Below are 12,708 nucleotides of genomic sequence, written 5' to 3' on the forward strand. Positions count from 1 at the left end.
CGCATTATAGGGAGCCGGCGCGCCATGACAACCCCTCCCCAGCAATAAAATTGCAAAAATCTGCTTTTACCTAGTTATTCATATCCAAACACAGCTTTTATACAAACTTATCCACAACCTTATGGTTTCGGCTGTTAAAATAGGTTCACTTGGCAGGAGGAAACGAGATGACTTGGCAACTGAGAAGCTACAAGGGAAAGCGCCCGGTTCTGGGGCAACGGGTCTATATCGACCCTTGTGCCACCCTGGTCGGTGACATCATTTTGGGAGATGACGTGGGGATCTGGCCCATGGTGGCCGCGCGTGGCGATGTGAATGTCATCCGCATCGGCTCCCGCAGCAATATTCAGGACGGTGCCGTCCTGCATTTGACCCGCAAGAGTGTTGATAACCCGCAAGGGCATCCCCTCATCATCGGCGAGGATGTGACTGTCGGCCACAAGGCGATGCTGCACGGCTGCACGATCGGCAACCGGGTGCTGGTCGGGATGGGCGCCATTTTACTTGATGGGGCCATAGTGGAGGACGATGTCATGATCGGGGCCGGAACCCTGGTGCCGCCGGGTAAACGGCTGCTCTCCGGCCACCTCTATATGGGCAACCCGATGCGTCAGGCGCGCCCGCTGAATGAAAATGAGATCGCCTTCCTCAAGCAGTCAGCCGACAACTATGTCCTGCTCAAGGACGAATACCTGGCCGAGCAGGCGACCCCCTGAATAGACAGAGCCCGGCAACGCCGGGCTCTCTTCATCTATATAAGGAGGAGTTGTGATGGTGACGAGCCTTAGTGGGCCTGATCCCAGTTGTCACCCGTCCCCGCCTCGACCACCAGCGGAACATGCAGCTCAGCCGCAGCCGACATCATGCTCTTGATGGTCGGTACCAGCGCCGCCACCCGCTCTTCACGGATCTCGAATACCAGTTCATCGTGCACCTGCATCAACATGCGGATGTCATCCTCGCCCTCGGTCTGGATCCAATCGTCCACCGTAATCATGGCTCGCTTGATGATATCCGCCGCCGTCCCCTGCATAGGAGCGTTGATGGCGGCACGCTCGGCGGCCTTACGCAGGCCGGCGTTGCGGGATTTGATCTCCGGCAGGTAGAGGCGACGGCCAAACAGGGTTTCGACATAGCCCTGAGCCTCGGCCTGCTGGCGGGTGCGCTCCATATACTCGAGCACCCCAGGGTAGCGCTCGAAATAGAGATCCATGTACTTCTGCGCCTCGGCACGACCGATGCCGAGCTGCTTGGCCAGACCGAAGGCGCTCATGCCATAAATCAGGCCGAAGTTGATCGCCTTGGCGCTGCGGCGCATGTCGCTGGTCACGGCGGCCAGCTCAACCCCAAACACTTCGGCGGCCGTGGCGCGGTGGATATCCTTACCTTCGGCAAAGGCGGCCAGCAACCCCTTGTCGCCGGAGAGGTGCGCCATGATGCGCAGCTCGATCTGGGAGTAGTCGGCCGCCACCAGCTTGAAGCCGGGGCTGGGCACAAAGGCCTGACGAATGCGGCGCCCCTGCTCGTTGCGCACCGGGATGTTTTGCAGGTTGGGGTCCGATGAAGAGAGGCGCCCGGTCGCCGCCACCGCCTGGTGATAGGAGGTGTGTACCCGGCCGGTCTGCGGCTTGATCATCAGCGGCAGCTTGTCGGTATAGGTCGACTTCAGCTTGGCCAACCCACGGTGTTCCATCAGCAGGCGCGGCAGTTCATAGGTTTCTGCCAGCTCGGCCAGCACCTCCTCGGCGGTGGAGGGGGCCCCCTTGGGCGTTTTCTTGATGACCGGCAGCCCCAGCTTGGTAAAGAGGATCTCACCCAGCTGCTTGGGGGAGCCCAGATTGAACTCTTCACCGGCCAGAGCGTGCACCTCCTGCTCCAGTTCACGCAGACGCGTCTCGATCTCCTGACTCTGCTGATGCAACAGCTTGGGCTCGATCGGGGTGCCCAGTCGCTCCATCCTTGCAAGCACGCTAAGCAGCGGCATCTCGATGTCTCGGAACACGCCCGCCAGACGCTCCACCGCGCTCAGCTGTGTCCACAAGGCATGGTGCAGGCGCAGGGTGATGTCGGCATCTTCCGCCGCGTAGGGGGCGGCCTGTTCCAACTCAATCTGGTTGAAGGTCAACTGCTTGACCCCTTTACCGGCGATCGACTCGAACGTGATGGTCTCCACCCCCAGATACTTCTGGGCCAGGGTATCCATATCGTGGCGACTGCCGGTGGAGTTGAGCACGTAGGACTCGAGCATGGTGTCATAGGCGATGCCACGCAGCTCGATGCCATGATTGAGCAGCACGTTGCGATCGTACTTGAGATTCTGCCCCACCTTGCGCTGAGTCGCGTCTTCCAACAGCGGCTTGAGTTTGCCGAGCACCAGCTCTTCGCTCAGTTGAACCGGCGCCCCCAAGTAGTCGTGGCCGAACGGCACATAGGCCGCTTTGCCCGGTTCGATGGCGAACGATACGCCGACGATGCGCGCCTCCATGTAATCCAGGCTGGTCGTCTCAGTGTCGAAGGCAAACAGCTCGGCCCCCTTCAGGCGTTCAATCCAGCCATCCAGCTCGGCCTCGTCCAGCACACAGGCGTATTCGGTCTCGATGGCCGGCGCCGCCGGCTCGGCCTCTGCCTCCTCGGCATTGCCGCCCTCTTCCAGCTCCTTGATGAGATTGCGGAACTCATATTCTCGATAAACATCGAGCAGGCTCTCTTTATCCACCGGCGCCAGTTCGAGCTGCTCAATGGCCACCGCCAGCTCCACGTCGGTCTTGATGGTGGCCAGGGTATAGGAGAGGCGCACCATCGCCTCCTGCTCGCGGAACTTATCGGCAAAGGTCTTGGAGCCGCGAAAACCGAGCGCGGCCACCTTGTCCAGGTTGGCGGCGATCGCGTCGATGCCACCGATCCCCTGCAACAGAGCCAGGGCGGTCTTCTCACCCACTCCGGGCATGCCCGGAATGTTGTCCACCTTGTCCCCCATCAGCGCCAGGTAGTCGATGATGAGTTCAGGCGGTACACCGAACTTTTCGACAACACCGTCACGGTCGGTCACCTGATCCTTCATGGTGTCGATCAGGGTCACATGATCCGACACCAGTTGGGCCATATCCTTATCCCCGGTGCTGATGAGTACCGGCAGCTGTTTCTCGGTGGCTTCCCGCGCCAGGGTGCCGATGACGTCGTCCGCCTCGACCCCTTCGATAATGAGCAGCGGCAACCCCATGGCTCGGATGATGCGATGAATCGGTTCAACCTGACTGCGCAGATCGTCCGGCATCGGCGGACGGTGGGCCTTGTAATCGGCATAGAGATCATTGCGGAAAGTCTTGCCCTTGGCATCAAACACCACGGCCACATGGCTCTCTGGATACTGCTTGAGCAGGCTGCGCAGCATGTTAGTCATCACCCGCACGGCGCCGCTAGGCATGCCGGAGGAGGTGCGCAGATCGGCCTGCTGGGAGGCAAAGAAGGCCCGATAGAGATAGGAAGAACCATCAACCAGAATGAGGGGGTGAGCCATGGGGGAGTCCTGAATTCACGAAAACAGCGGGTAGGATGCCACAGGGTGCGGGCATGACCAAGGTGGGGATCCGGCGAAAGGATCGTCTCATCCTGTGGATAACTCTGTGGTCAAAAATGGCAATGCCGCCACACATCGGTGGCAAAGCTGTGACAAACATACAAAATCAAATTAAAATCATATAGTTGCATTATGACAACAGCTTATGGACGCACATTCTATCCTGATGGAGAATGTGGACAAAATATCACAACTGAAACCGGGTGAGATCAAGCGAGTAACGATCCTAGCACAAGGATCCTTGCCCGCCAGACGACCGCCCGAGCCATGCAGGCGACATTGCCGCGATGGCAGCAACCTCACACTTTTGGCAAACAAGGAGCCTGAAATGAAAAAAGTGGCAGTGATCTTGAGTGGTTGCGGCGTGTTTGATGGCGCCGAGATCCACGAAGCCGTCATCAGCCTGCTGGCGCTCTCCCGCCTGGGTGCAGACTACCACTGCTTCGCCCCTGACATCCCCCAGCACCATGTTATCAACCACCTGACCGGGCAAGTCAGCGAAGGAGAGACGCGCAACGTGCTAGTCGAGGCCGCCCGCATCAGCCGCGGCCAGATCCGCGACGTGAAGGAGCTCGATGCCGCCGACTTTGATGCCCTGCTGCTGCCCGGTGGCTTTGGTGCCGCCAAAAACCTGTGTGACTTCGCCTTCACGGGAGCCAAGACCCACCTACAGCCGGATGTGCTGCGCGCCTGCCAGAGCTTCGCTGTGGCCGGCAAACCCGCGGCCTATCTGTGCATCGCGCCGGTCATGATCCCGCTGATCTATGGTGAAGGCACGCTGGTCACCATCGGGGATGATCAGGAGACGGCCGCTGCCATCGAGGCCATGGGCGGCGCCCACCTAGCCTGCCCGGTCAATGAATTTGTCGTCGATCAGGAGCGCAAGGTGATCTCCACCCCGGCCTACATGCTGGCCGGCTCTATCGCCGAGGCGGCCGAGGGGATCGAGAAAACGATCAAGCAGCTGCTCGTGATGTGCTGATCCTCACAAATACAAAGAGGCCGCATGATGCGGCCTCTTTTGATCGACTCAGCAGCGTGTCTTAAACCGACTCACCCATCTGATCCATCTTACCGAGCAGGGCACGCAGACGCTCCTGCCAGGCTTGGTGCTCGTTACGCAGCTGATGATTCTCTTCCTGCAGCTTGTCGTTCTGCTCTTTGAGCTCGTCCAGCTCCATCTTCAGCAAGGAGATGTTGTCAACGGCGGTCTGGACTTTGGATTCAAGTTGTTCAAGGACTTCAAGAGACATAGTCAATACCCTTCATGTTCAAGTGCGTAGCCCGACGCGGGCCATCCCAAGCGCGTAGGGGGAGCATACCCTGATGGCGCCGGGTCAAACAAGCCGAAGCCAGACAATTTGCGGCACGCCGCCGGCTAGTGCTCAAATCTGCGTCAAATCCCAACGTGCAACCAGGCGTACCCGGTGAGCAACAGGCAGCAGACCAGATAGAGCAGGGCCCCGTAACCGAGGTTCCAGCGCAGTAACTGGCCGGCGCCAACTCCGTAACGAGCCGACAGGGCCAGGTTAGACCCCGACAGCGGGCTGGTGCCGGTTGCCAGCCCCCATCCCAGCAGGAACGTCATGCCAAGCAAGTTGGGGTCCGGGTTAAGCGGCCAGATGAGGGGGGCCAACCCCGAGATGCTGATGATGGGATGCACCCCAGGGATGGCCACCAGCAGCATCACCAGCAGCACCAGACTGGCCTCAATGGCGCCGAAATGGTTGAAAAGCGGCAGATCCATCCCGCCCAGGCTGAGTACCGACACCGCACTGTTAATCCCCGCAGCCAGTAACCCGGCCCCCAGGAACAACACCAGTTGGCCACCGATGGCCGGGAAACGCTCGCGCACCTGGCGTTTCAATGCCGCCCCCCGCCCCTGCGGCGGCATGAAAAGCAGGGCCAGCAGCGGCGCCATCAGGGCGATGATGGCCAGGATAGAGAGCGAGGGCCAGAGCTGTTTGACCAGCAATACCGCGATGGCCAGCGCCACCGGCAGAGCCAGAGAGCGGGCATGCAGGGGAAAACCGCTGAACCCCTCCATACCGAGCCGCTCCACCTGCCACGCCGTGATCCCCATCGCCGCCAGCGCCCCGAGAATACCGAAGGGCAAGATGGCGGAGAGAGTCAGCCCGGGGGCATAGGTGAGTGCGACCGCCATGGCGACGAAGAAGGGGGACCAGAAGGCGGCCACGTTGAAGATGCGGCTCAGCACCATGACCTGGCGCCGCTCCAGGGTTCCCCCCCGCTCCAACCGGTCACCAATGATGAAGAGCACCGAGAGATTGATCACGGCGCCGAGCAGGTTGAGGCTGGCCATGGTGCTCCACAGCCCCTTGCGCCCCGACCAGGCCTCGCTACCGGCGGCCAGGCCACCGCTCGCCAGATTGAGCGTGCTGACGGCGGCAAACATGGTGAGCATGTTGATATTGGGCAGTAGCCACTGCGCCGCCTTGAAACTGGCCCCCTGGCTCCAGGCAAACAGCCCCAGCAACAGGGCCGCACCATACAAGGCCAGCGCCTGCCGGCGAGCGGCGCCCACCAGATAGGGCCAGGTCAGCAGCGATGCCCCCCAGGCGGCCAGTGCCGCTGGCCACACCGAGGCACCAAGATAGAGGGCCAGCAAATTGAGCAGCCACATCGCTAGGATGAGATACCCCGACCAACGCTTGGCCATGCAGACTCCGAAGGGGTCAGATACCCTGGTTCATGTCGAGAGAAGGCTTGTCACAGCCGGGATGGCCAACGATTTTGGCCGGAACACCCGCCACCGTGGTATGCGGAGGGACGGGCCCGATCACCACGCTACCGGCGCCGATCTTGGCTCCCTGCCCCACTTCGATGTTGCCGAGCACCTTGGCCCCAGCACCGATCATCACCCCTTCACGGATCTTGGGATGGCGGTCGCCCCCCTCCTTGCCGGTGCCCCCCAGCGTCACGCTTTGCAGGATCGACACATCATTCTCGATGACGGCGGTCTCTCCCACCACGATGCCGGTGGCATGGTCGAACATGATGCCCTTGCCGATACGGGCCGCCGGATGCACATCGACACCAAACACCACCGATATCTGGTTTTGCAGGTAGAGCGCCAACGGCTTGCGCCCCTGGCGCCACAGCCAGTTGGCCACCCGGTAACCTTGCAGGGCATGGAACCCCTTGAGATAGAGCAGCGGCGTAGAGAACCATTCAACGGCCGGGTCCCGCTCCTGCACCGCACAGATATCGGCAGAGACGATGGCAAGCAGCTCAGGCTCACTGGCGAAGGCCTGCTCGATGATCTCACGCAGGCTGATGGCCGGCATGGTGGCGCTGTCGAGCTTGTTGGCAAGCTGGAAGCTCAGAGCACTGCCCAAGTTACGGTGATTGAGAATGGTGGAGTGAAAAAAACTGGCCAGCATGGGCTCGGCGGCCGCCATCTGGGCGGCCTCCTGCCGGATCTTGTGCCAGGTTTGGGCAACGAGGTCGTCCATGTTCCTGCCTATGATGGTTGTGGACCCGATGAAGCCGCTTCTTTGCTCACGACCGACATGGGGTCCATATGAATAATGACATCGGTGCGCTCGAAGCTGCGAAGTAGTGCTGCCTCCGCCTCGTCGGCGATACGGTGCGCCTCCACCAGGGGCAGGCGGTCATCGAGTTCCAGGTGCAATTGGATGAAGCGGGTCGGGCCGGACTGGCGGGTTCGCAGATCATGCACCCCGTGCACCCCCTCGACCTGGCAGCAAAGCTCCATTATTCGCTGTTGCACCTCGACAGGCAACTGGCGATCCAGCAATGCCTGCACCGACTCCCAGCCAATGTGCACCGCTCCCCACAACAGCATCAATCCGATGGCGATGGCAAAGGCGCCGTCGGCCCAGTACCAGCCCTGTCCTGCCAGCACCAGCGCCAGCAACACCCCGCCATTGAGCAACAGATCCGAGCGATAGTGCAGCATGTCGGCCTTGACCGCCACACTGCCGGTGCGGTGGATGACGAAGCTCTGGAAGGTGACCAGCAGCAGGGTCAACACCATGGAGCCGCCACTGACCCAGAGACCGGCCTCAAGGCGAGGCAGTGGGCCCGGTTGCAGCAGGGAGGAGATCCCGTGCATCACCAGCAGGAAGGCGGAGCCAGAGATAAACGCCGCCTGGATGAGCCCAGCCAACGACTCGGCCTTACCATGGCCGAAGCGGTGCTCATCATCTGCGGGTGCAAGGGCATAGCGGATCGCCAGTAGATTGATGACCGACGCGCTGACATCCATGAAAGAATCGGTCAGGGAGGCCAGCAGGCTGGCCGAGTCGGTCATCAGCCAGGCGATCAGCTTACCGATGATGAGCAGGGTCGCGGTCGTGATGGCCGCCACACCGGCCAGGGTCACCAGCCGGGAATAGTTGTCATGGCTCAAAGCCGCTTTCCTCCTGAAAGTAAATGCATATTATACCCGCATGGAAGGCCACTTTAAGCGGCCAAATTGCTCTGGACGCTCTCATGAACAAGATCCTGCTGGTCGATGACGATAGCGACCTTACTACGCTGCTCAACGAAATCCTGACTCTGGAAGGATTTCAGGTGACGGTCGCCTGTGATGGCATCAGCGGCTTGCAGCGGCTTACCGAGTCTCGCTTCGATCTGATCCTGCTCGATGTGATGATGCCAAACATGAACGGCTTCGACATGCTGGCCACCCTGCGCCGGGAGTGGGACACCCCCGTGTTGATGTTGACCGCCAGGGGCGACAGCCAGGACCGGGTGCAGGGGCTCGAGAGTGGCGCCGATGACTACCTGGCCAAGCCGTTTGACGACAGGGAGCTGCTGGCCCGCATCCGCGCCATTTTACGCCGCACCCAGAGCCAGCAGCGCCACGCGACTGGCGAAGAGCTGCGCTTCATGGATCTGCGCCTGCAACCGGGCAGCCAGCTCGCCACCTGCCATGGCCAGCCGCTTGAGCTGACCGCCACCGAATTCGGCCTGCTCGAGTGTCTGCTGCGCCACCCTGGCCAGCTGGTCAGCAAGAACCAGCTCTCGGAACAGGTGCTCGGCAAACCGCTGGAGCCGTTCGATCGGGCCATCGATATGCACCTGAGCAACCTGCGCAAGAAGCTGCCGGAGCGCAGTGACGGCCACCCCCGTTTCAAGACGGTGCGGGGCAAGGGCTACATCTGGTTGGAGGGGGAGTGAGCGGTCTGCACCTGCACAGCCTGACCACCCGGCTGTTTCTCTGGTTCTGGGGCATGCTGCTGCTGATGCTGGCGGCAGTCACCATATTGCCGACCCTGGACCCGCGCAATCTGGCCCCGCTGCCGGAGGCCGAGCAACAGCAGCAGCAGTTCATCATCGACACCCTCAGCCGGCTGGCCGGCCGCAGCCAGGAGCTCGATCTGGCCACCATGTTGCAGCAGTCGGGCCAGCTCAATATCCGTGACATCTATATCCGCCACGGGAATGACGTGGTGCAGAGCACCCGCCATCCAGACAAAAACATCATGCGCTTCATGCTCGATTCGGATGAGCCGGGCAAACCCATGATGCGCCGCCACGAGTCACGCCTGCTGGCTGGCCCCTTTCCACTGCATCACAAGGATCAGACCTACCTGGTCTATCTGAGCCGAGCACTCGAGAGCCAGTCACTGCTGCTCTCCATCCTCGATCACCCGGTGCGGGTACTGACCACCGCCATGCTGGTGAGCACCCCCTTCTGTCTGCTAATGGCCTGGCGCCTGACCCGTCCCACCCTGGCCTTACAAAAAGCGGTCTCGCGCATTGCGGCCGGCGAGCTTAACACCCGTATCCCTCATCTGCGCCGGCGCGATGAAATCGGGGTTCTGGCCGACAGCATAGAGCACATGGTGGAAAACCTAAGGAGCATGATCGAAGAGCAAAAACGGCTGCTCTCCGATATCTCCCACGAGCTGCGCAGCCCACTGACCCGGATGCAGCTGGCCCAGTCGCTGGCGCGGCGCAAGCAGGGAGAGAGCCCGGAGCTAGAGCGCATCGCCAGCGAGATCCACAAACTCGACGCCCTGATAGGCGATCTGCTAACCCTGTCGCGACTGCAACAGCACAGCGAGCCACCGCGCCTGATGCCGCTGGCAGAAGTACTTGAACCCATGCTGGAAGATGCCGGCTTCGAGGCGGGCGAGCGCGGCATCCTGTTGCACTACCCTTCGCTGCCCGACTTGACGCTGAACATCTGGCCCGAGCTGCTGGCACGGGCAATCGAGAACCCGCTGCGCAATGCGCTGCGCTACGCCGAGCGGCAAGTCACGCTGGAGTGGTGGCAGGAGGAGCGGGAGTGGGTACTCGAGATCGTCGATGACGGGCCGGGCGCCCCGCCAGAGCTGCTGGAGCGGCTCTTTCTGCCCTTCTTCCGGGTCGATGGGGCCCGCAACGCCAGCAGCGGAGGCACCGGCCTTGGGTTAGCCATTGCGGCCGAGGCCATCGCCCACCACGGCGGCCGTATCCATGCCGGCAATCACCCTCCCAAGGGATTGCGCATCGAGATCCGTCTACCGCTGGGCGGGCGCTTCTCAAGCCCGGCCTGAGCCGGTATGCTGGCCGCCCCCTGCCCATAGCTGGAGCCAACCATGCTGGACGTCATCCTCTACCAGCCGGAAATTCCCCCCAATACCGGCAATATCATCCGCCTGTGCGCCAATACCGGCTATCGGCTGCACCTGATAGAGCCGCTGGGCTTTGCCTGGGATGACAAGCGCGTCAAGCGGGCGGGGCTGGATTACCACGAGTTTGCCGATGTGAAGCGCTGGCCGGATCTGGCCAGCTGCCTGGCAGCAGTGGCCCCGCAGCGGCTGTTTGCCTGCACCACCAAGGGGCGCGCCTGCCACTCCGACGCCCACTTCGCACTGGGCGATGCCCTGCTGTTTGGCCCGGAGAGCCGAGGTCTTCCGCTGGAGGTCATCGAGAGCCTGCCACTCGAGCAGCGCCTGCGCATCCCGATGCGGCCGGACAGCCGCAGCATCAACCTCTCCAATGCCGTCGCCATCTTCGTCTATGAGAGCTGGCGCCAGCTGGGCTATCCCGGCGCGCTCGACGTGCGCTAGTCGACCAGGGCCCGGCTGTGCCACAGGCGATGCAGCCACCAGCCCAGCCCTAATGCCCGACCGACCATGAGGGCGGCGAGCGCCGCCCACAACGCCAAGTTGCCTGAGTCACGCAGCAGCCACCAAACCGGGAAATAACCGCACAGCACCGCCAGCAGCATGCTGTCGCGCATCTCGCGGGCCCGGGTTGCGCCGATGAAGATGCCATCGAGCAGATAACACCAAACCGCCAGCAGCGGCATGGCGATCAGCCAGGGCAGGTTGCGCTGCGCCTCGGCAATGACGTCAGTCATGGAGGTCATGGCCGCTACCAGCGAAGAGCCAGCCAGGGCAAACAGCAGCGAGGTGAGCAGAGCGACGCCAAACGACCAGCCGACACTCAGCCTGATGGCCTGCGCCAGCTGAGGGCGATGACGGGCACCCACGGCCCTGCCGACCAGCGCCTCGGCCGCGTAGGCAAAACCATCCAGGCCGTAGGAGATCAACATCAGGAAGTTGAGCAGCACCGCATTGGCCGCCACGACCACATCTCCCAGCCGCGCCCCTTGAAAGGTCATGAAGGCAAAACAGAGCTGCAAGCAGAGCGCCCGGATGAAGATGTCGCGGTTGAGCGCCAGCAACCGGCGGTAAGGGGCAAGAGCAAACAACTTGCCACGCCAGCTGCGCCACAACTCGGCAAGAGGGATATGCCGGCCGATCAAGACGATACCCAGCGCCAGCGCAGCATAATCCGCCAGCATGGATGCCAGCGCGACCCCTTCGACGCGCCATCCCAGCCCCCATACCAACGCGAGATCCAGCACTATGTTGAGCAGGTTACTGGCGATGAGCAGCCACATGGGGCTGCGAGCATCATGCCGGCCCAGCAACCAGCCCAGGATCACCAGATTGCACAGCGCCGCTGGCGCCCCCCACAGCCGGATCGTCAAATAGGAGAATGCATATTCCTGCACCTCGCGTGAAGCATCACTCCAACTGAGGGCCAACTCACCGAGCGGATGACGCAGCAGCAGCACCGGCAATGACAACAACACCGCTAGCAGCAGGCCACGCCCCAATAGCAGCGTGAGCGCCTCCTGATCGTTGCCGCCCAGCGCCTGGGCCGTCAGCCCCGTGGTCGACATGCGCAGAAAACCCAGCACCCAGTAAAGCAGGTTAACCAGGGTCGCCCCGACCGCCACCCCGCCGAGCAGAGCCGTCTCCCCCAGATGACCAATCACCCAGGTATCGACCAGACCAAGCAGGGGTACTGTGATGTTCGAAAGCAGCATGGGCAGCGCCAGGGCTAACAACTGCCGCTGCGCCGCCCATGCGGGGGGGAGTGGCCTCATGAGGCCGAATGGTAGAGTGCGACGATGCGCGAGAAGTCAGCCGCCATCTTCTGCATCGAAACCTCAGGAGGCTGCGAGCGACGAGGCTCCGGACGGAATACGGCCTGGATATCACCATCCGGATTGATGAGCACGATAGAAGCCGAGTGATCGATCAGGTAATCCTTACGCTCCGCGTCTTCATCGACGATCGAGTAAACCAAACCGAGGTTGCGCACGAACGAATAGAGCTCCACCTGGGTTCCGGTTACCGCTTTGAACTCCGGACTGAAGAAACGGGTATAGCCACTCAGACGCTGCAGATCATCCCGCTTCGGATCCACCGAGACGAAGACCACTTGACTGCTCGGGTCCGTCTCCTTGAGCGTGGGGTAGATGGCACGAAGATCGGCCAGTGTGGTCGGACAGATATCGGGACAGAAGGTGTACCCAATGAAGACGAACGACCAACGCCCCTTCAGCTCATCCTTGGTAAAACTAGTTCCATCCGACTCTTTCAGGTGAAAGACATTCAGGGCGTGGGGCTTGGTAAAATAGTTGGCAAACTCAGGGAGCGGTTGATGCAAAAGCGTCGGATACAGCAACGCACCAGCCACTATGATGACCGCGGCTGGCAATACATAACGCCATCTGAACATATGCGGCAAACCTTGCTCATGAGACAATAGATTCTATTGTACCCGGAAACTCGCCGTTGCCACCCCCCTTTAGAGACCATGCCGATCTGGATTATTGTCCAGAATGGGGGGTA

The 12,708-nt window shown here is 61.5% G+C and carries 12 protein-coding genes; 5 read left to right on the forward strand and 7 right to left on the reverse strand.

The features are described from left to right. The first annotated feature begins 167 nt into the window (after positions 1 to 167). Positions 168 to 716 carry a gamma carbonic anhydrase family protein gene (locus tag BN1134_RS00435; RefSeq protein WP_042044584.1) on the forward strand — a complete coding sequence of 183 codons (549 nt, stop codon included), beginning with the start codon at positions 168 to 170 and terminating at the stop codon, positions 714 to 716. Between the two features lie 68 nt (positions 717 to 784). Here the strand turns inward: BN1134_RS00435 and polA are convergent, their stop codons facing one another. Next, positions 785 to 3,517: a DNA polymerase I gene (polA, locus tag BN1134_RS00440; RefSeq protein WP_042044585.1), complete on the reverse strand. Its 2,733-nt coding sequence runs from the start codon at positions 3,515 to 3,517 to the stop codon at positions 785 to 787. A 388-nt stretch (positions 3,518 to 3,905) separates the two neighbouring features. On the opposite strand from polA, the gene elbB reads away from it, so the two are divergent. Then, positions 3,906 to 4,559, forward strand: a complete 654-nt coding sequence (elbB, locus tag BN1134_RS00445; RefSeq protein ID WP_042044586.1) for an isoprenoid biosynthesis glyoxalase ElbB — start codon at positions 3,906 to 3,908, stop codon at positions 4,557 to 4,559. 61 nt (positions 4,560 to 4,620) lie between these two features. Here the strand turns inward: elbB and BN1134_RS00450 are convergent, their stop codons facing one another. The 4 genes from BN1134_RS00450 to fieF form a co-directional block, all read right to left on the reverse strand. Continuing rightward, on the reverse strand, positions 4,621 to 4,830 hold the full coding sequence (locus BN1134_RS00450; RefSeq protein WP_042044587.1) for a cell division protein ZapB: 210 nt from the start codon (positions 4,828 to 4,830) through the stop codon (positions 4,621 to 4,623). A 143-nt stretch (positions 4,831 to 4,973) separates the two neighbouring features. Continuing rightward, complete coding sequence (locus BN1134_RS00455) at positions 4,974 to 6,257, reverse strand: hypothetical protein (protein ID WP_042044588.1); 1,284 nt, start codon at positions 6,255 to 6,257, stop codon at positions 4,974 to 4,976. Positions 6,258 to 6,273: 16 nt separating this feature from the next. Further along, complete coding sequence (cysE, locus tag BN1134_RS00460; RefSeq protein ID WP_042044589.1) at positions 6,274 to 7,053, reverse strand: serine O-acetyltransferase; 780 nt, start codon at positions 7,051 to 7,053, stop codon at positions 6,274 to 6,276. A gap of 8 nt (positions 7,054 to 7,061) precedes the next feature. Next, entirely contained in the window at positions 7,062 to 7,973 is a 912-nt protein-coding gene (fieF, locus tag BN1134_RS00465) for a cation efflux pump FieF (RefSeq protein WP_042044590.1), read from the reverse strand. 83 nt (positions 7,974 to 8,056) lie between these two features. Here fieF and BN1134_RS00470 point away from each other — a divergent pair, with 83 nt between their 5' ends. Genes BN1134_RS00470 through trmL form a run of 3 tightly spaced genes read left to right on the forward strand, consistent with a single transcriptional unit; the run spans position 8,057 to position 10,626 of the window. Further along, positions 8,057 to 8,746: a response regulator gene (locus tag BN1134_RS00470; protein ID WP_042044591.1), complete on the forward strand. Its 690-nt coding sequence runs from the start codon at positions 8,057 to 8,059 to the stop codon at positions 8,744 to 8,746. 53 nt (positions 8,747 to 8,799) lie between these two features. Next, the gene (locus BN1134_RS00475; RefSeq protein WP_042044620.1) at positions 8,800 to 10,110 is read left to right on the forward strand and encodes an ATP-binding protein; all 1,311 of its coding nucleotides are present in this window, start codon (positions 8,800 to 8,802) and stop codon (positions 10,108 to 10,110) included. 42 nt (positions 10,111 to 10,152) lie between these two features. Beyond that, positions 10,153 to 10,626 (forward strand): tRNA (uridine(34)/cytosine(34)/5-carboxymethylaminomethyluridine(34)-2'-O)-methyltransferase TrmL, encoded by a 474-nt coding sequence (trmL, locus tag BN1134_RS00480; protein WP_042044592.1) that lies wholly within the window; start codon positions 10,153 to 10,155, stop codon positions 10,624 to 10,626. On the opposite strand, the gene dinF is transcribed toward trmL, so the two are convergent. Next, a complete protein-coding gene (gene dinF, locus BN1134_RS00485; RefSeq protein ID WP_042044593.1) occupies positions 10,623 to 11,957 on the reverse strand; it encodes an MATE family efflux transporter DinF in 1,335 nt (444 codons plus the stop codon). The two genes, trmL and dinF, sit on opposite strands and share 4 nt — an antisense overlap. Beyond that, positions 11,954 to 12,595 (reverse strand): SCO family protein, encoded by a 642-nt coding sequence (locus BN1134_RS00490; protein WP_042044594.1) that lies wholly within the window; start codon positions 12,593 to 12,595, stop codon positions 11,954 to 11,956. The genes dinF and BN1134_RS00490 overlap by 4 nt, the downstream gene beginning before the upstream one ends. Between the last annotated feature and the right edge of the window lie 113 nt (positions 12,596 to 12,708).

This window comes from Aeromonas simiae (assembly GCF_000820125.1).
Taxonomy (GTDB): Bacteria; Pseudomonadota; Gammaproteobacteria; order Enterobacterales; family Aeromonadaceae; genus Aeromonas; species Aeromonas simiae.